Genomic DNA, 19,102 nt, shown 5'->3' on the forward strand with positions numbered 1-19,102 from the left:
GACGCAACCCGCCTTCAATCGCGCTCTTGATCTATACCAATTCCATGTCGCGTCTGCGACTTTGTCGCATGTTCGACGTATGTCACATCCCCTCAAACACCTCAGATGAGACCGTCTTTCTGTGAGTGCGTCTCTTCAGGGGGGATTTCGCCGGTCGCAAAGTGGCGCGACATTTGCTGTGCCGTGATGTTCGTTCTTGGAAGGTCATGAGCATCGCATGCACGCTGTCGTCCTCATAAAGCAGATATTGTTCAATGTCGGAGTGTGGCGGCCCAGGACACGCAAGTGCCTCAGGAAGCCTGCACTGGACCGTGACCTGAGGCGAGCCGAGCTTGGCGAAAACTCCCGTGCCGGGCTCACTTCTTTATGTGAGCGCGCCAGATACAGGTATGTCCTTAGGAGAAGTGCTGACCCTGCCCGCGAAGGTCCCGCCCTTGGAGCGACCTCTTCTATTACCATTCATCTGCCGCGGATCGGGGACAACAGATCTCAAATCGCTTCGACGATGTACTTCAACGGAAGCGGCCCAAAACCAAATGACTAGGCGGGCGAGCGCGTCAGGCGCTCGTATGGGGGTTCCCTTAGCAGGGCCCGGTGTGGACTTACTGCGCCGTGAATGGGACTCTAGCGGGCCACACCGCCGACGAGCGCAATCCGCCGCTCAGAGGAAGTTGGAGTCCTACTGCGGACGATGCGCGCTTAGGCGCGAAATCGCATCCTTTGTATATCAGCCACGCGATCCTGGCGCGATTCATGCGAAATTCCATATGCTTCGGATCGAGGGCGTCGATTTGATAGCCAAGAATCGCGATGGAATAGGTGCTTGCGAGCAAGTGTTGCTAAAAAGGTCTGCTCACCAGTTGTGGCGCGATTTCCAGTAACGTGAAGCTACCTGCTCGTGCAGCGAGGTCAATCGCCTATCGATAAGGTTTGTGGTAAGGGTCGTCCAGCCATCGACCTTGCGCAAGTTGATCTGGCCGGAGGTGAGCAGGCTAGGACAACATTGGCGCGGTGTCCGCTGACGGCAACAGGATTTTGATCCGTCGCTTGAACTCATCCTGCGGCCGTTCAATGGTGTTGGTAACCGATACGAGATATCCCGGTGCCAATGTTCCGCTGCGGTGTTCTACAGTGTGGTATAGGGCGCAACCATCGGCACAGAAGCAGCGGAGGGCGAATTGCCGGCCCGGCGATACAGGCACTGAGCCGGGAGTTCGAGTTGGGAGCTGGTCGCCTCTGCGACGCGCCCCGTTGTGCCAAGAACGCGAATTTGCACTTGTCGGTTCGCCGCAGCCCAGATGCCAATGCGACGGAGCACCATCTCATCGCTGGCCAGCAGGCACTTGCCAGCACTCTAGCGCACTCCGCGTCATATCAGTGCTGCCCGCTGAGCCTGCGGCTGTCCGAACTTCGGGGAGGGCGCCGATTCCAATCACATGGGTGATAGGCAAGACAGCATGGCATCTCGCGAGTACGGACACCTTTCGCGTGCGTTCGATTATCGCCAGTCTGCTGCGAGCGGAACGACTCCCACATGCTCTCGACAACGACAAGATCGTCTTGGGCACGCTGGTCAATCTGAAGGAGGAAGGCAACATTCGCGGATCCGGACGCGAGAAGGGCTAACCCGACGGACACGTCGGCTATTTGCCGGCCGCGACAGTTAGCAGCTGCTTGATCCGACCGTGCTATATGCTGCGTGCCGCTCGGCTCACATCGCAGCGGGTCTGAACAAGCGAGTGACGGTGCACACAGGCGACACAGTTTTGCGACTCATCTTCTAGAGAACGGCGCCGATCTTCGTGTGGTCCATTGTTGATGCAGTCTGCGCCGCAATCGGCCAGGCACTTCTCGCCTTCTATGCTTTGGCGGTCGCATGGGGCCAGCCGACCAGGCACCGGATCTCGCAGGGCGCCGCCGGGAAGCTCAATTCTGCGTCGACCTCCTGAGCGGCAATCGGACACTGGGATGCGCGAGGGGCGGCATCGTCCGAACCCTCAAGACTCGGGCTCGAAGTCGCGTCGGCGTTCTCGCCTCCCGGCAATCGAGCGCGCCGCCGGCAGAGGGATCAATCGGCCGCCGCGGATGCGGACATTTGTTCGTATGTTGCCGAGCAATTTCGTATGTTGCCGAGCAATTCAGAGCACTTGTGGCAGCCGCGGCTCAGAACATTCTCTCGAAGGAAATATTCGCTCGTCGAGGGGCCGTGCCGGCATTGTTCGCGATCGCTGGCTGCTTGTGTTTTAGAGGGGTTGCTGGCTGGTTAAGTAAACACCTAGTGTGCGCGGCTCCGATGACAGAGGACAGCGCGCGAAAATGACTATTACCACCGCGTCCACAACTCCGTGCCTTGACTTGGGTCCGGCTGATGGTCTTGGTGGCAACTTGCTAGTTGCGCATTCATCGGATCGATTGGGCCTTCGATTAACCGTGGCACATCGATCGGGTCATGGCGCACTGCCAGCAGGAACGTCATCGTCTTCCGTTCGCCGCGAGAACCTGGTTCTGTGAGGTCGTGGGGGCAGCGCTAGCCCCGCACTTTGGCGCGCTGTGGCGAACTCATCCGTGCGGAGCTCTTTTTTCTCCCAAAATCCTCGCCTCGGCTATCTCGTCCGCTATACGCATCGAATCGATAACAGCCGCCTGATCTACTCAGGACGGGCGAGCTCGTGGGGCTTCAAGATGATCGACGAGGTCTCGGCAGGCAGGACACCATGACCCCTCGCGTGAGCATGCCGAATGGCACGTGTTCTAACCAGGCGGCTCCGAACTCGGTGGAAGGTCCAACGTAGCCGCCGACGCACAGATCGGTGGGCAACACCTGACTCATAGAGTCTTGAGATACTCGACAAGCGCTCGCCGCTCGGCGTCGGTCAATTCTGGTCCGATCACGCCAGGCGGCAACTTCGTTACGTCGGTTTCCTTGCCCTCGAAGGAATGTCCGCGATTACTGTTCCCAAGCAGCGACACATCGAAGTTCGTCAGGCCTGCCGCACAGCTCACGGACGATTGTGCTTTGGTAACAAGTCCGACATTGACTGGGTCGAACGCACGGCTGCCGACGCAAAAGGACGTCGGCCGCTGGGCCTGCGGTACCAACATGTCTCTCAGCGTCGGAATGGACCCATTGTGCAGATAAGGAGCCGTCGCCCAGACACCGTCCAACGGGCGCGCCCGGTACTGAGGTTCAAGCGCGAGAACAACTTCGTCTTTGCCCTTGCGGCTTGCCCGCGCCTCGACATAGACCCGCTGATTTTGGCAGTTCTTTCTTGGCCCCCACATTTGACGCTTGGTTTCATCAGAAGTGCCGTTCGCAATCATCCACTGGTCGATCGTTTTGCCGACCACGTCCATGAGTGCGAGTACAAACAGAGGATCTGCCCCTTTATCTGCCGGAAGGCCGCAAGCTCCGGCTTTATTGAGGTCATCTGTAGGACTTAATCCGAGTGACTCCGGTAGGTGAACGCGTCGCGTCGTGAGGACGCTGGATTGTTGGCGGTCGGTCCCGATCGCTGAGACCGGCATCTGGACCACGTTAAAATAATGCCGGCCGCCGATGTCCACCCAATTCGTCTCGTTCTTGGCTGAGCGATCGGGGTTCTCTAGGCTCCAGAACGAATCTTCCGGCCACTTTTTGTCGAAGGCGGTATCGTTGACCGGGCCTCGGTGGCATTCAAAGCAGTGAGCGCGGTAAAGATCGCGCCCCTTTTCGACGAGCTTTTCATCAATCGCCCAGGCCGGGTCACTGCGGAATTTCTCCGCTGCGTCCTTCCATCGGGGCGCTACGAGCCCGGTGAATTTTCTGTCGCCTGCATGGCCCGCCGAAAAGGGATCGGCGCCGCGAAGAAGCTCTTCGAACTGTGCGATTTCGGATAGATGCATCGACGAGGCAAAAAGAGGCCGTCCGGGCGCGGCCGCTGTCATATTGATTTTCGCGCTGACACCGAGCGCCTCGCCGGAATTGCGGACGAGTTCGTTGAGGACAGAGGCGTCATACTGCGCCCAAAGGAAATGCGGCGTGTCCCAGATTGGCGGAAAGCTCACAGGCGCATCGTGCCGGGCGAAGTTGCTCTTCAGGAGTGGGTCTCGGAGTTCGCCAGTTAGTGGATCGAGCATGTTGGTATAGAAAACCTGGTTCCCGATCCGGTTCAACGCATCAAGTCGACCGAACCCTTCATCGAGATGCGCCACTCCCTGTTCCGTCAAAATTCTGTCGGTCGCCGCCTTTTGATTCTTGATCTTTTGGAGTGCCAGCTCGAGCTGGTTTCGCAGCTGCTTCCGATCGACGCTTTGCCCTTTGATCTGCTCCAGCTTGCTGGCGAAACGCTCAAATCGCCATGGGAAGATCAGCGTGTAGCCAATCGATAGTCCGATGATTCTTTCGACCTCGCCGAGATTGACCATCGCCGGCCCACCGTCGAACCGTATGCTGACATTCTTGTATTCGAGATGCCCCGTATGACAGGCGGCGCAGGTTAGTCCGATCTGGTCTTCATATTTGGCACCCGTCGTCGGATCGAGGCCACCCTCGAGGATGGCAAAGCCGACCGGCAAAGCATTCGGATTGTCGGGCGCGCTTGGAGCCCAACTGCCCCCATTCGTCGCATCGTCGTGATAACCATATGAGGGCGCACTACCGACGAAGTCCTTTGAGCTAGGACTTGGGATGAAGCCGAGGCGGCGCAGGTAGTCCTGGTCTGTCAAGCTCGTGTAGAAGAACGACAGCTCCGGGCGTTCCAGGGCCAAAAACCACTGATAGGGAACAGGAATGGTCGCCGTCCCCTGCGATGTGTGGTGAAACCAGTAACGCTGGCGGGGGCTCCAATTTTGCGGCAGCCAATAAGCGCTTTCGATTTTTGATGGCTCCGGCAGAGTCGCAGGCAGCAATTGAGCGATCAGATTGGCGTCGTTCTTGAGTTTAAGGGCTGCATCGCGAACCCTCTCCGGCGCGAAATACACCAGGGCGGCCGCCACGATCGCGACAACAACGATTGCAAACAAAAGCCCGGTAATATGAGGCCAGCGCATCACCCAGGAATAAACACGAGAGCCAGAACGTCTCCCCATAACAATTACCTCCATCAATCGTTTCATGCGTCCAGGCGAACCGGGAGGCTGCCGTAAACGGGACGGCGTCTGTTACTTGTTCAGCAGTCGGCTATTGATGAAGGCCACCACGTCGGCCGTCTCGGCTGCCGTGCGCCGAGTTATCGTCGCCGCCGCCGGGCCGCTCTGCAAGAACGACGGGAACCAACCGAAGTTGCGAACATTCCAATCTTCTTTCGGCCAGACCGCGCGGTTGACGCCAGGCACCGCGAAGTTTGGAATCTTTTTGGCGAGTGGCTGCGCTGTCTCGGTGTGACAGCTCACACAATCGGTATTGAAGAAGTGGCTCTTCTTCGGATCGGCAATGGTGTTGACGATCTCGATGACGCGGCTGTTCGGCACGTTGCCGTCGATGAACTCGGAGGTTGAAACGCCCTTGCGCTCGGCGGCGGCCAAAGGCGGATTTTGCAATGCCGCGTGTCGACAGGTGATCGGATTTCGATTGTTCGTACCCGGTTGCGGGACCACGTGTTTTCCGCCGATAATGCTGAACATCTGTGCTACGTGCAGGCCATCAAGCGTCGGGCCGGGCACGGGTATCAACCCAGCTTGCGGAACCCTCAACATCGACACGAAAATCCAGGGTTCGGGCGGTGCGATGCCCATCACTGCCATCGAGTTGAGACGCTGCGGCGACAGATGCTTCTCAACCAAGGCTTTGAGCGCATCGCGAAACGCCTTCGCCGATGCCCCTACAAGGCCCGGATGCACTTTCAGATCACCGGCGGTCGAGACTTTGACATTGCTGAAATGTCCGGCTCCAAGCTGATCGCGCAAGGTCGCTACGTCACGAACGATCGCCTTGAAGGCTTCGTCGTCCGGTTTGAATCGCGGGAACGGTGCGCAACCGTCCAGAGGCGGATCCGCGTCGAGAGTGAAGCTGAAGATAAGGTGGCCCGCGGTGTCGTGAACCTTGAAGCCGTCTGGCCCATTCGTTACCGGCTGTATGATGAGGCGGATTTGCGGTTGCCGGCCAAATTGGGCTATGATATCGGCCGACAATCCCGGCGCGCCCGGATCGATACGGATCCCGGCTACAAACCAGGCGTCGATCTTTTTAACGGCATCGGGCAACTGAATGTGGCGTACACCCGAGTCCGGCACACCGGGGCGCTCTGGCTGTTCGGCGTTGGCAATAAAGCGCGCGAAGTCCGCGTCGGAAAACAGCCGCTGGGGCGATCCTGTGGGGCCGGAGAGATCGGATACCGCGATCAGATTGGCGAGGTCGCCTGCCGACTTCGGCGGAGGAAAGAGAATGGACACATCATTTGGCGCAAGCGGCTTTGATGCGGCTTGCGCCGGAGCCGTTGTGACATCCAAAGTTGATGCGAACATCGCTCCCGCCGCAAACAGTCGTGCGAGCCGCCGACGAAACATAGATCTATGCATTTCACCCCTCCCTACCATTGGTAGTCCCTGTAAGACAAAAAACTTCAAACATCAGATGTCAAAAGCGGCGATCGGCCGCTACGCTCGCCATGGCAATGCGAGCAACGGGAGCAACCTCCTCATTCCTCACCGTAGAATTGGCTTTGCAAGGTCTTGAGTTTCGTCGGATGCAACGCCTTCTCGATACAGCTGAGGAACATCTCACCCCTTGCATTGACCCGCTCCCTGTCAACCGGCTCATGTGCCATGTCCGTTTGCAAGGCGCGCACCGCCGTCCAGTCGTTCGCACGATCCTTGAGCAACTCGAACAGTGTTCGGCGATTGTTGGGCGGAGATAATCGGTCGTCCCTATACCGGTGCAAGCGGAAGTGGGCGAAAGTGACCTTGGCCGAGATCTTAGCATCCCTTAACGCGTCGGGTAGCGTCAGCAGATCGAGTCCTTCGAGCTCGCCCAGCTGCTGCATTTGATCCTGCGCTTCCTGATATTGCTCGCGGCCGACCAGTTGATACATTCCTCGCGGGCGAAACAGCCAACCGTCATCCGTTCCGGATTGGTTGCCGAACAGATTGCCGTCGTAGCCAAGGACGAAGTTGGCCAATTCCTTGGGATGGTTGAGTAGTGAACTAATGTCGACCACGGGCTTGTTTGCGGCCGCAAGCTTTGCGTTATTCTGGTCGATGCGATCGCGCCATTTCTGTGGGAGTTGTGAAGCCGCGCTGTACGAGAAATTCTCGCTGCTGCGCGTAAAGTCGGCGCTGTCGTAGGACAATGACCCAAGAATATAGGCCAGGATACGAGGATCTGTCTCCTGGACGCGATCCCATTCCTGCAACAAAGCCCTGACCTGCTCGGCCTGATAATAAGCCATGTAGCTCTTGCGATATGGCGGAACCGGTAGTGGCGCCGGTGAATGGCCCTTGCTCGATTCGCTTAACTGGTGCTCATAGCTTGAGACTTTTTCCTGATACTTCTCATAACCGCGCTCTTGCAGCCAATTGCTCTCATAGCAAGCAAGCAACGGCTGCGGCTTAATCTTTGAAGTTAGTTGATATTCCTTGGCCAGCTGGCCGGCGTAGGCAGCCCGTGCGAGCTTGGCGTCCTTGAGCGTTTCAAATGCGGACGCGACCGATCCATTCAGAAGATGGAACAACTTCACCTGCAGGCAATCGGCGTTGCTCTGCCTCTCGCGGGACTGATCGAAGTCATCTTTCGGCACGCAATCCCAAAAGCGACCGCTGCTCAATGAGATGATATCCTCGGTCTTCTGGGACAACGTCCAGCCGAGTGGAAGGCTATAAAACAGGCCTGTTATGTCCGTCCGGCCGAACGTCGGAAAGCGCTGCACACTGGGGGGCACTTCGGTGTCGTGTCGGCGATCAATGCTGGTTGCCTGATTGAGCGCGACATAGGTTCGGGAGGTTCGCGTGCTCAGAAGAGCGCGTACCGGCTCCATGAGCTCGCCGAACATGAATGACCCATGATCACCGAATTGTCCGCTCACGAGAGACAGCAGGTAAATCCGGAATTTTGGTGCGTCGGAGGTGCCCTTGATGCTGTTAAGCTTCTCAATGAGACCGAGCGCCGTCTCGATCCCGGAGTTCTCCACATATCCGCCGTCCACCAGGCGCGCCTGCGGATTGTTGGTTATGCAGTCATTCCTAACCGAGACGGTCGCCGCCGGTGTAACCCACGGAAATCGCGCGCTCGTGAAAGCTGCTGTGCTGAGCGGAATACGAAGCGAGTGGCTCTTGACCTTTTGGTCAGCCCCGGTGCCCGCGCGCTCTAGCGCGGCAAGAACACACAGGTCCGTGTCTTTCGGGTGCAGCGGATCGAAATCGAAGGGGGAAATGACGGCCCGTTTGCCGCTGCCGGCATCTGTCGTGTTGAACAACAGCGCCGGCATATTTTTATCGGGCGCCCAATGGGACTGATAGTCGCCCTTAAGCAGATTGGTTCGATCGCTGGCACCCTTGTGGTTGCTGAGCATCCTGTCAACGGCGTTCTCCAAGGTGTATTCGAGAAAGCGCGCGCGATCGAAGGCGGGGATCGCGACCGGTGAAAACATCTGAGTGAAATCAGTAAACAGAAATCCGGCAACCAAAGGCGACAAAAAATCGGTTGCCAAAACGCTTGCAGCGCGCTGCTCGACCGGCCCAGGAGCATCAATATCTTGGACCCGCCCCAACCCGGCAAGGAAATCCGCGATTTTGGGACATGTCTTTTCGTCGATGGCATTTGAATCAAGGGACGCATCTCCGGCGTGGAGCGCAGCGGCAAAGATTGCCGAACCGACGCTGCCCCCGGACACGCCGCTTATCGCAAACAGATGTTGGCGAAATGCCGGACAGAGATCCTGCAGCCGGGCAAGAAACCGCGCCGCGTTATTCGCGGCATAGATTCCTCCGCCTTGAGCCGCTACAACGAATACTGGATATTCGCCAAGCCTCTTGGCTTCGTCCACCCGCGGCTTTTGTAAGAGCCACTCGCGGAACGCGGCGGCCGCTGCCGTGCGCGCCTTTTCCGGCGCACTGTTTGCTTCAGAGAGGGTACGCAGTTCGTGGTTGTCACCTCCCAGTAGGGAGGCAAGCAGGAACAAGCCGCCAAAGACAGCCGGAATAAACGGGAACGCAAATCTAATCGTCAAGAGAGCAAAGTGGACCGTGAGACCAATGACGCAAACCGCAAAGAGAGCGATCACGCCGAACGAGCCGAGAAATTGTGCGAGCGTATCCGGCAGCAGGAGGAATGCTGCTGTCAATATCACGATGCCGCCGATCGAGAGCGCGAGAAACCTGTAGCGGATGAAGTAAGCGTTGTTGGCGCGGCTCGCGATATCAATCGAGCGATCGCTTGATCCTATTCGCCAGGTAAATACCACGAAACAGGCGAGCATGATCAGCATGGCGATCGCGAGGATGAACAGCATGTTCCGCTCAAACGCGAGCGCCTGGTCCTGAATGCGGAAGATACTGCCGACTTCCTCGACCTCCCCAATCTTTCGCGCCGGTCGCGAGGCGAATTGGCCTGCTGTGGCGGCGATGATCGGCAGTGCTCCAAGTAGGACGGGAGCAAGTCTTATATAGAAGGCCAGGCGCCCCGAAGACTTAGGGATTTGCCGCACGGATGCTGTTGTGAGCTGAAACGAGCTTGCCCAAATTGTTATGGCAATCAGGCCCAGGGCAGCGAACTCCCTGAACGTCGCCCAACCAAGGTCGTCGGCGGCTATCCGGTAGAGCTCCTGAATCTGATCTGGCAGGTAGAGCAATACTGAGATAGCTAACGACAGAACAATTATCCATCTAAGATTGCGAAATAAGGCAAACAGCTGCTCGCGCACAGTCATCGCGTCATCTCCGTTCACACGTTCTTGGAGATTGCTGGCAAGCCACTGAGATGGGCTCTGGTATCGGGCATTCGCGCCAGCTCACATTGAAATGTTTTCAGCCCGTAGCATACGGGCGACTTGAAAAAATTGTCGTTCAGGGCACGCTCGCAGGTAGCGCGTCAAATATTGTGCACTTCCCTATAGGAGTGTGCCGGCTTTGTCGATATGTTCTGCGCGGCGATCGGAGAGTTTTCCTCCGAATGGCCTCCACTTGTTTGCATTGGAGCGCAAATCACTTGCCGACGTATGACTCCTCTTGCGGCGGCTTGCAAAGTCTGACCGCAAACGCTCAGTACGAACCGCACCGTTGCCTGTAGGAAGAATACGCGCCTGCCAGGCACGGGGTGCGTGATGATCCGCGACGAAGCTGCGATCGAGGGCCTCGATAAGACGTCTTGCTGCTGGAAAACAAGACCTTGCGCTGTTGTTCAGCGCGACTCCGTGCGTAAACGCAAAAAACCGGCGCCGCCGTTGTTCTAGTCTGTGGAGATACGGACTTTGGTCAGGGTGATGTGTTGCACTCCCGCCGCCGGCATCGCTCAGAATCACAGCGATTCCACTTGGGATAGAGAATGGGTTGCTGCGACTCGCCTTCAGTATCTGCTGTCCGAGCTTGCGTCGCCTATGTTGCGATTGACCCACAAGCTGAGAGTTTGTCGTGCGCCTGCCAGCGCCATGTTTATGTTTATAGGTGCGCTCGGCTGTCAGAGTTCTCTCTGAGGGCGGCGCCGTCGGGAGCCGTTCCATGAATGTTTTTCGCTGGGTTGAGCGCATCGGGCACACGATCGGGCTGTTACTCGCGATCGTGGCGATTGTCGCCATCGGAGTGATCGTCGGTCGTCCTGCAGAGAAGAGTGGCAATCAACCGAACTTTGCAGGCGCAGAGCAGCAGCAAAAGCGCCTCGCAGTCTTTCTCGACGGGACATGGAATAGTGTCAACAGTAACACCAACGTCTGGCGAATGCGGGCTCTCTGCGCGAGCAAAAGCGCCGACGGCAAACCTCAACTCGTCTACTATGAGGTTGGGGTTAACGGGTTTTTGGGCGGTGTTTTCGGTCAGGGACTCGATGAGAATATTCGCCTAGCGTACGAGTGGCTCATCGAAAATTACAAAGAAGGCGACGAGATATTTATTTTCGGCTTTAGCCGGGGGGCTTTCACAGCCAGAGCCTTGGCTGGATTGGTTGCGATCAATGGGGTCCTGAAAGCTGGCTCTCCGATCGGGGTGACAGAGCTCTTTGATCGCTACAAGAAGGGCGATGAGGAGAGCATTTGGCGATTGAAGGATATCGCAGCGACGGGCGAGACCAGCAAGTTGACGCAACAAGAAAAGTGGCTTCTCAAATATTCGCAGCCGGCCCAAGTAAAGGTAATGGGTGTGTGGGACACCGTCGGTTCCGTCGGTCTAGCGGCGGGGAACATTCCGGGCATTAGCCGTTCTCAGTTCGACTATCTCCAAACAGGACTGCGCATCCATATTTTAAACGGCTATCACGCCCTTGCTATTGATGAGCATCGCAACGACTTCGCTCCCACGCTTTGGGATGTTCGTCATCCAAAGGATCCCAGCGCGGTCATCGCAAAGCCGCGCCCGCTTTCCGCAGTTGAGCAGCGTTGGTTCGTAGGTGCCCATGCCAATGTTGGGGGCGGCTATCAGACCGATCTTCTCGCCCAAGCTCCGCTGCGTTGGATGATGAAGAAAGCAGAACTGCACGGTCTTTCGTTCCGATCTGAGGTCGATCTTGATGGAGACGCCGTAACAACGCCGATTGCCGACTCGTATACGTCCTTTGGTTCTGGTCTCTATGCCTGGTTCACTTCGCCCCTGTATCGGACCGTCGGCAGCGAGCCGAGTGTCAGGGAAGATGGCAGCCATATCAGCGTCAATGAGACCGTCGACGCTAACGTATTTAAGCGATGGCGAGCTGATCCAACGTATCGCCCAGCGAACATTGTCGAGTGGGCGCAGCGTAAGAAGGTTGATCCAGCTCAATTTCAAACCTCCGTGCGAGCGGACGACCCCCGCGTCGAGGTGCCAGACCCTTAGGTAGCATTGGTGAGGGCGCCAGCTCACCATATTCCGCTGAGAGGGACCAATACGGTACGTGAACTCTCCAGAGTGAATAACCAAATAGTTCAGCCCAGTTCCTGAAATCGCTTCTCGGAATCGTGGTGTAGCCGCGAATGATTCTTTTGACACTTACCGTCTGCAAGCCTAGCCAGGCTACCTGGGGGCGGAATTTTCGATGAGTGCCGAGTACGGACTTTGGCTCTTCCTCTTGCGAGAGATTACCAGGACGAGCACGAGCGCTAGGTGGGGCTGCTTCGTTTGAAGCGTCCCGAGTAACTCGTGTCGGTAGATAGTAAGCCGCGTCGCCCCAAGAAAAGCGCGACGGCTCGGCGGAGCACGGGCTTATTTGAGTGGCGGCAAGCTTGCGGATGTCGACCAGGAGTGAACGCAAACGCAGTGTCTCCGAATTGAACTGCTGCGCAGGTGCGAGAAAGTGAGTGGCAATTTTCGGCGTTGCGGCTCACGAAGCGGCGTAGTGGTTGCATCGATTGAGAAGAACTACTATTGAGTTTTGTACTTTTCTCTTTCTAAAAAATCTAAATTTAGGTCCATCACCCCGCGGGGCGCAAATGCCGTCCAGCACGGTTGGTTGAAACGCCGGGGCAAGCTGGGCCGAGGAGGGGCACTTGGCGACGAGATCGAATTCAGCCCGGCAGATTAATCTCAGCGCGATAAAGGCGGAGCTTATCTACGAGAACGTGATCAAGCGCCTCGACCTTGAGCAGATATCTCGTTTCTTTCAAAAGATGCCAACCCACTTCAAAGGCGCGCGCGTCGCCTACACTGCGAGGGAGGGCATTATTATCAGCTTTAAGACGCTGAAAGAGCGCTACCCTGAGGATTATGTTTCTTCTTTTTATCGGATACTTGTCCTGTTCAAGATTCACCGGCAGAATATTTTTTCTGATCAGAACCTCCGAGCGCTTTTAGGCGATTTCGAGCATCTCAAACAGCAGGAGAACATTGCTCAGTTCGTTATCTTTTCCGAAGGCGTGAGAGAGGTTTCTTCTCAAGCTATTTCTCTTCTAAAAAGCCATGACGTTCATGTCGTATTTCTTGATGGCCGGACGCTGGGGCAAGGCCACGTATTAAGCAGTTTTGTCTTCGACAACAAATTGACGGAGGTGCATAACCTTCACGTCAATCTGGTCAGTGATGAGATCGTCAAGCGACTCAAAAAGCTCTTTCATACTGTGCTTTCCGACATTGCGGCTCCAGTTTATGATAAACTCTACGGTAGCACGAAGTTTGCTACCGAGCTTGCGATGAGGAAGGAGGAGAGTCTTGTCGACCAGATCATGTCAGACCTAGATTTGGAACGCCGGCAATCGACTCAGCAACTTATCGCTGTCGATGTTGGGACCGGAACAGGTCGGCATGCCTTCCGTATCTCGAAATACTTCTCGCGTGTTTATGCGTTCGATTTCTCCACGCACATGATAAGGGTGGCTAAGGAGAAGAAAGTCGCGTGCGACGATCGACGCATAGCCTTTTCCGTTGCCGACTTCGAATACGAGGAGGTGGACGGCGAAAGCGACTTCGCAGGAAAAGTGGACTTCGTCTGCGCAAGCTTTGGAATGGGCAGTTTTGTGGAGGACACGCCCAGAATGCTTCGGCGCTTCCATGAGTGGCTGAAGCCCGGCGGAGCCGTGTTGTTGAGTTTCTACAATTCAAACACGATCGTCGAGAGTATGAAGCCAAACTGGAGGGACACCTCGCTGGCGGCACACATAGACGCCGATCGACAGACGGCCCAAGTCGGGCTCGAGGATATGACCTTCTACATTTTCTGCAAGCCCTATCAACCACAAATGAAAGAGCAAATTAGCGGCTTGTTTGAGATCCGAAGTATGATCTCATATCCTTGCATCACAGCTATCCTCCCGAACAGCATGTTCGACTTAAAAAATGCTAAGGACTATTTTTCCCATTTAGATGAGCTTCTGATAAGAGACGACTCGTACTTTTATGGTCACTATGTTCTCGTTTATGCGGTCAAGAGAGTCGACGCTTCGGGTTACGAACGCGTTCGGTCGTTCTTGGCATCGAGGCAAATAGCATGCGAGACCTTACGACACCCCGCGGTATTTCGGATCCGAGATGTACGCAGAGTGCTGAATTTGAAAGACAGTCAAATGGCCAAGACGGTCATCTTCTCGGTTGGTAAGCAAAAGCAAGACGGCATGCCTCGCGTCGCTATCGCTGTTGTGCCGGGAGACAAGGAAGTCGCAAAGGAGGAGATTGCTAGAGAGCTTGGCATGTCAAAGAACTTGGTTAATCTGGCTACCCACGAGCAAATCAAGAGGATGGGGTTCGTCCTAGGTGCGGTCTCGCCATTTGGTTTTGAACAGCACAACGCTAACTATTTCATAGACGAGGCTTTCGAGGGGTCGAGTGAAGACTATGTGTACATGGGAAGCGGGGACAACTTTCAAACGCTCAAGTTGAGAAGGAGTGATTTCTTGGAGTTGACAAAGACCTATACGCGGCTTCGCGCTCAACGTCTGAGATCGCCAGATTAGGCTCCCGTTACGCCCCGGGCAAGTGGGAGCTAGTTCGCCGTTGCGTCCGCCAAGCCATGGTCCGCGTCGGAGTAACGCAATATCCGGCAGGGCTCGGCGTCACAGACACAGCCGAGCTCAAGCCAGATCTCGTTGATCCCTTGATCCCTGTGCTAACATCAGTATGGACACCGCGCGCTGTTGGGCAAGGTTCATCGCATCGTTATGAAATGGTATGGCGCGCCAGTCGAGGAGGCATCGGCGGTGCGGTCGGCGGCTGGAAAACCGGGTATTTCGATGGGAACTATGTGTTCGACGAGGCCGACCCCTGGCAGTTTGCCATCCAGCAAGGGGCGTGGGACGCTGGCGACAGGCTCGCGGATGATGATGCGGCGAAACCTGCTGACCTTGCCCCAAGTTTTATCCAGGGCCATTGGATTTGCCCAGTTGGGCGGTGGTAGCGACGGGAGCTGGCGCGGAGCCATCGGCATAGCGCGGCGCCAGATCCCGGCGCGGGTGGCAGGTGAAGGCGAACTCGGAGGGCGTCTTCCATCCGAGCTGTGAGTGCGGTCGTGTGTAGTTATAATCGGCGCGCCAGCATCCGAGCGCGACGCGGGTCTGAGCCAGCGACGCGAACAGCGTCTCGTTCAGCAATTCATCCCGAAGCCGACCGTTGATGGGGAAGACGGCCCCGCTCCCTCGGAGCCGGCGATATACTGCCGATGCACGGAATCGCTAACAGGAGCCATTGACCAATGGAAGCCGCGACAATTGGGTTGGACATTTCGAAGCACGTATTTCACGTCCATGCAGTTGACAGCAAGGGCCAAATAACCAGTCGCCAACGCCTCCGGCGACGCTAGGCGAGATCGTGTCGTTCTTCTCCGCGATCGAGCCGTGTCTGGTCAGCATCGAAGCCTGCGCCACCGCTCACCACTGGGCACCCGAGATTCAGCGGTTTGGACACGAGGTGAGATTGATTCCGCCATTCCGCCTGCCTATGTAAAACCGTATTGGATGACGAGGCCCTGGCGTTACCAGCCAATGCTCGTCTGGCACTCGCCGCTCTCGTGAACCACCTGAAGGAATTGGATCAGCAGGTCGAGGCCATCGAGCGTGAGCTGGCTCTCATGCAGAGAACTAGTTCGATGGCGAAGTTGTTGTCCTCCATTCCCGGCATTGGTCCCTTAACGGCCACGGCTCTCGCTGCGACCGTGCCGAACCCGACAATGTTTCGCTCCGGGCGAGAGTTCGCGGCCTGGCTTGGCCTGACACCTAAGCAGAATTCAACTGGCGGGAAGGATCGGCTGGGTAGGACAACAAAACAGGGCGATTCCTATCTCAGGCATTTGCTCGTGATCGGAGCACGTAACGTCGTACGTACCCAAAGGCACGGTCCAGGGCCGGATGCGGCTGGATCGAAGCCCTGCTTGAACGGCGTCGGCCCATAGTGGTCGCCATCGCCGTTGTCAACAAATTGGCCCGGATCATCTGGGCAATGATGACCACCTGGGAATTCTATCGCCCGAAGCTCGCGGCCTGACTTTCCGCGTATGTTGGCCACCTTATGGTGTGAGGGCAAATGACAGCATGATGGACACCGGGGGAGCTGGGGACCGAGCAAGCCCGAAGAGCTTTAAGCGCAACAAGCGCGACCCGTTGATGAGGCCTCGATCCGTGATCTCCATCAGGGCCGGCGGCCATGGCATCGGTCGCACTAACAGGCCGTATACATGAACGCACCCGACCGGTATCCAAAGTATGCTGCCAAAAATCCCTTGCATCCGCGGGGCCGTCTATACATGAAGCTTTCGATGAAGCCATTCTGCATGGCTTGCCCGAAGCGATATAATGCCAGGCGACGCGGCACCGATCGGCCCGGTTGCTGGTAAGTTCGGTGCCGGGAGAGCGTCGGCCGGCATGCGATCGGCAAAGCTGCTTTGCGGTGCCTTTTCAAACCGCCCTGATCACCTACATCGCAAGAGCCTTCCTATTGGCCATGCTTGCCAAGGCATAATCATGGTCCGCCAGATTTGAGTTATCCCTTGCAATTCAGTTCGATCTTAACACGCTCTTTGGCTGCACTTAGGTCGCTGCGGTCCTTCGCGGCCATTTAGCGCGAGTATCAGCGTACTTTTCGCAATTGTCGATCCCGATAGGCCTCACCACACCAGGTAGGTATCGATCCACTGATGGTGCCGTATTGTAGACGACGAAGATCGCATTGAATCTGAAACGCGCTGAAAAGCGCGGGCGAGGTGCGCAATGGAAACCGCAGCTAGTCAGCTGGATTGCAGAGCACACGAGTTGAAGTTCATCGAGGAAACTCGCGTCGTAAGCGAGAGTGAACTGCAAGTTAACAACATCACGCCTTATCATGTCACAAAGTCTTATCGCGAACAGATCGTCAAGAGCGGCTACTACGATCAGCTGAAGTACATTGTCGAGCCCTCAATCCGAGAGTTCGGCAGCCCAGGCACCTTGGATACGAGCGGCGAGCACGACAATACGGTCGTGCCGGGACTCCAGCACAAGTACGCCCAAACCGGCTTATTACTGGTCACGGAACGCTGCGGTTCATATTGCCGTTACTGCTTTCGAAAGCGCATTGTGGGGAAAGTTTCGGATGAAATCGCACCAGACTTCGGTCGGGTCGCGCAATATATTGCTCGCCATCCTGAGATGACGAACGTACTCCTTTCCGGAGGTGACCCGTTCGTGCTCAGCACGTCCAATCTGAACAAGATCGTCGACCATCTGCTGCCAATAGAGCATTTGAAGTCGATCAGATTTGGCACAAAAATGCTGGCCTATGCGCCAAAGCGGTTTGATGACTCCGCTCTACCGGCGCTATTCCAGCGTATCCACAAGGCGGGTAAATCCCCAATCATCGTCGCGCATTTCGATCACGTAGGTGAGATCTCATCCGGCGCGGAGCGCAAAGTACGCGCTTTGCGAGCACAGGGCGTGCAATTCCTTAACCAGTGCGTGCTTCTCGCCAAGGTCAACGATGATCCCGAGATATTGGCTGCGACGTTTGCCAAATGCCACGAAATCGGAGTGCGGCCCTACTACTTATTTCAAGCGAGGCCGGTGAAGGGCGCGTCCCACTTCCAAGTTCCGCTGGGGCGCGGACTAGAAATTGTGCGCGGCATCAACCAACGTCTGAGCGGGATTGAGAAGACATTTAAATACATCATGTCTCATTACACAGGAAAAATAGAGATATTGGACATAGGACAGGATGGTCGTGTGTATATGCGATACCACCAGGATAAGGTTCCCGAGAAGATCGGTAAGATCTTTTCCCGACCGCACGTCGTGACAGCCTGCTGGCTTGATGATCTGCCTGAACAATGAGATCTGCCGCACGCGCTCCAGCCCACAGGCTCGGAGCGAGTGCGGTACGCCCGCCGCCCCACGAAGCGCATTCAAGTTGAGCCGCCGCCGGGGCGCCCTTGTCTCAACTGTAGAAAGGCTCAGATGCCCCTCGACTATCCCGCTGCACTAAACCTAAGGACTTGTGGAGCTCGCTATTCCTGGACTGACCGGGAGGTAATGCTCTATGCGCTTGGAGTGGGCATGGGCTCAGATCCCCTTAAGGAGGAGGAGCTACAATTTGTCAACGAGGCGTTTGCAACGTCGAGGCCATTAAAGGTGATCCCGACGTTTGCTTCCGTGTGCGTTTGGGGCGCACGCCCCGGAGTCATTGACCTCAATCGCGTCATGGTTGTTGACGGCGAACGTGACCTTACGTTTCACAAGCCGATGCCCGTGGCGGCGAACGTGACGGCGGACGCCCGTGTGAGAGGAATTTATGATAAGGGTAAGGACAAAGGCGCGATCATTCAGAACGAGGTGGTGGTCAGAGATAGGGGCGGCGACAAGATCGTCACAATCCTCTCGTCGACCTTCGCAAGAGGTGACGGCGGCTTTGGCGGGCCATCGGAGGGGATGCCCGAGCCGCACCAAGTGCCCCGCCGAGCACCCGATAGATCAATGGATATCCCGACCCGACCTGACCAAGCCCTAATCTATCGTCTTTCTGGCGACCGAAATCCTTTGCATAGTGATCCGGAGTTCGCCTGTCGAGCCGGCTTTCCAAGGCCCATTCTGCACGGAATGTGCACGTATGGCCTGACCTGCAGAGCCGTCCTGCAGAGCTATGCCGACTACGATCCGTCTGCCTTTCATCGTCACCGCGCCCGCTTTTCGTCGCCCGTGTTCCCGGGAGAAGTTGTTACCGTCAATCTTTGGAAGGACGGTAATTCGATCTCATTCGAAGCTTGCGTAAAAGAGCGTCGGGTTACGGTCGTCAAGAATGGGCAGACGGTGCTACACTGAGCAGGTTTTGGACCGTTCCTTGTATCTATTCGGCTGCGAGTTTGTCGCGCTGTTTTGGCGGTTCTTGCCGACATGCATGAAAGGTCCGCGGCAACGTCTGCGTAGAAGGGTCGCGCAACGAACCTGAGGCGTTCGGAGCACTTCAACCGGAGTACTTCAACTGCGGGCCTCAAGGCAGGCCATTCGGCTCATCCCGCGCGTGGGCGACCATATGCGATCCATGCTGCAAGCTCAGAGCGCCTTCAGTTTGAATCGTTCAGTTGGCGAGATGGTCGTATTCAGCGTACCGCCTATGTCTTCCGCGG

General features: G+C 56.5%; 8 protein-coding genes and 4 pseudogenes. 7 read left to right on the forward strand and 5 right to left on the reverse strand.

Translation table 11 applies throughout. From position 1 onward, the window contains the following. Positions 1-853: 853 nt before the first annotated feature. Positions 854-1,082, reverse strand: a pseudogene (locus tag HZZ16_RS37505) (hypothetical protein); the annotation flags it as partial. A 561-nt stretch (positions 1,083-1,643) separates the two neighbouring features. Between HZZ16_RS37505 and HZZ16_RS37510 the strand changes: the two are divergent. Further along, positions 1,644-1,810 (forward strand): annotated as a pseudogene (locus HZZ16_RS37510) (tyrosine-type recombinase/integrase); the annotation flags it as partial. Positions 1,811-2,826: 1,016 nt separating this feature from the next. Here HZZ16_RS37510 and HZZ16_RS26010 read toward each other — a convergent pair. The 3 genes from HZZ16_RS26010 to HZZ16_RS26020 all read right to left on the reverse strand — a co-directional run bounded on the left by HZZ16_RS26010 (position 2,827) and on the right by HZZ16_RS26020 (position 9,839). Then, positions 2,827-5,082, reverse strand: coding sequence for a di-heme-cytochrome C peroxidase (locus HZZ16_RS26010; RefSeq protein WP_283815870.1), 2,256 nt, complete (start codon positions 5,080-5,082; stop codon positions 2,827-2,829). A 57-nt stretch (positions 5,083-5,139) separates the two neighbouring features. Beyond that, entirely contained in the window at positions 5,140-6,441 is a 1,302-nt protein-coding gene (locus tag HZZ16_RS26015; RefSeq protein WP_246510431.1) for a c-type cytochrome, read from the reverse strand. 173 nt (positions 6,442-6,614) lie between these two features. Further along, on the reverse strand, positions 6,615-9,839 hold the full coding sequence (locus HZZ16_RS26020) for a hypothetical protein (RefSeq protein ID WP_246510434.1): 3,225 nt from the start codon (positions 9,837-9,839) through the stop codon (positions 6,615-6,617). A gap of 787 nt (positions 9,840-10,626) precedes the next feature. On the opposite strand from HZZ16_RS26020, the gene HZZ16_RS26025 reads away from it, so the two are divergent. The 3 genes from HZZ16_RS26025 to HZZ16_RS38410 all read left to right on the forward strand — a co-directional run bounded on the left by HZZ16_RS26025 (position 10,627) and on the right by HZZ16_RS38410 (position 14,914). Beyond that, positions 10,627-11,928: a T6SS phospholipase effector Tle1-like catalytic domain-containing protein gene (locus HZZ16_RS26025; RefSeq protein ID WP_197952703.1), complete on the forward strand. Its 1,302-nt coding sequence runs from the start codon at positions 10,627-10,629 to the stop codon at positions 11,926-11,928. A 650-nt stretch (positions 11,929-12,578) separates the two neighbouring features. Continuing rightward, a complete protein-coding gene (locus HZZ16_RS26030; RefSeq protein WP_197952704.1) occupies positions 12,579-14,474 on the forward strand; it encodes a YbaK/EbsC family protein in 1,896 nt (631 codons plus the stop codon). Next, on the forward strand, positions 14,462-14,914 hold the full coding sequence (locus HZZ16_RS38410; RefSeq protein WP_376707599.1) for a lysozyme family protein: 453 nt from the start codon (positions 14,462-14,464) through the stop codon (positions 14,912-14,914). Before HZZ16_RS26030 ends, HZZ16_RS38410 begins: the two co-directional genes overlap by 13 nt. Here the strand turns inward: HZZ16_RS38410 and HZZ16_RS26040 are convergent. After that, positions 14,874-15,128: pseudogene (locus HZZ16_RS26040) on the reverse strand (integrase core domain-containing protein); the annotation flags it as partial. The gene HZZ16_RS38410 and the pseudogene HZZ16_RS26040 overlap by 41 nt on opposite strands. A gap of 80 nt (positions 15,129-15,208) precedes the next feature. Here HZZ16_RS26040 and HZZ16_RS26045 point away from each other — a divergent pair. The 3 genes and pseudogenes from HZZ16_RS26045 to HZZ16_RS26055 all read left to right on the forward strand — a co-directional run bounded on the left by HZZ16_RS26045 (position 15,209) and on the right by HZZ16_RS26055 (position 18,797). Further along, positions 15,209-15,996, forward strand: a pseudogene (locus tag HZZ16_RS26045) (IS110 family RNA-guided transposase). A gap of 722 nt (positions 15,997-16,718) precedes the next feature. Continuing rightward, positions 16,719-17,813 (forward strand): KamA family radical SAM protein, encoded by a 1,095-nt coding sequence (locus tag HZZ16_RS26050; RefSeq protein WP_197952706.1) that lies wholly within the window; start codon positions 16,719-16,721, stop codon positions 17,811-17,813. A 123-nt stretch (positions 17,814-17,936) separates the two neighbouring features. Then, positions 17,937-18,797 carry a MaoC/PaaZ C-terminal domain-containing protein gene (locus tag HZZ16_RS26055; RefSeq protein ID WP_197952707.1) on the forward strand — a complete coding sequence of 287 codons (861 nt, stop codon included), beginning with the start codon at positions 17,937-17,939 and terminating at the stop codon, positions 18,795-18,797. Positions 18,798-19,102 lie beyond the last annotated feature (305 nt).

The sequence above is a fragment of the Bradyrhizobium glycinis genome, from assembly GCF_016031655.1.
Taxonomy (GTDB): domain Bacteria; phylum Pseudomonadota; class Alphaproteobacteria; order Rhizobiales; family Xanthobacteraceae; genus Bradyrhizobium; species Bradyrhizobium glycinis.

What these genes read in the sequence shown, in the direction of transcription:
- HZZ16_RS26010 (WP_283815870.1), bottom strand. Translation starts at nt 5,082, where the DNA reads ATGGAGGTAATTGTTATGGGGAGACGTTCTGGCTCTCGTGTTTATTCC.
- HZZ16_RS26055 (WP_197952707.1), top strand. Translation starts at nt 17,937, where the DNA reads ATGCCCCTCGACTATCCCGCTGCACTAAACCTAAGGACTTGTGGAGCT.
- HZZ16_RS26025 (WP_197952703.1), top strand. Translation starts at nt 10,627, where the DNA reads ATGAATGTTTTTCGCTGGGTTGAGCGCATCGGGCACACGATCGGGCTG.
- HZZ16_RS26020 (WP_246510434.1), bottom strand. Translation starts at nt 9,839, where the DNA reads ATGACTGTGCGCGAGCAGCTGTTTGCCTTATTTCGCAATCTTAGATGG.
- HZZ16_RS26015 (WP_246510431.1), bottom strand. Translation starts at nt 6,441, where the DNA reads ATGTTCGCATCAACTTTGGATGTCACAACGGCTCCGGCGCAAGCCGCA.
- HZZ16_RS26050 (WP_197952706.1), top strand. Translation starts at nt 16,719, where the DNA reads ATGGAAACCGCAGCTAGTCAGCTGGATTGCAGAGCACACGAGTTGAAG.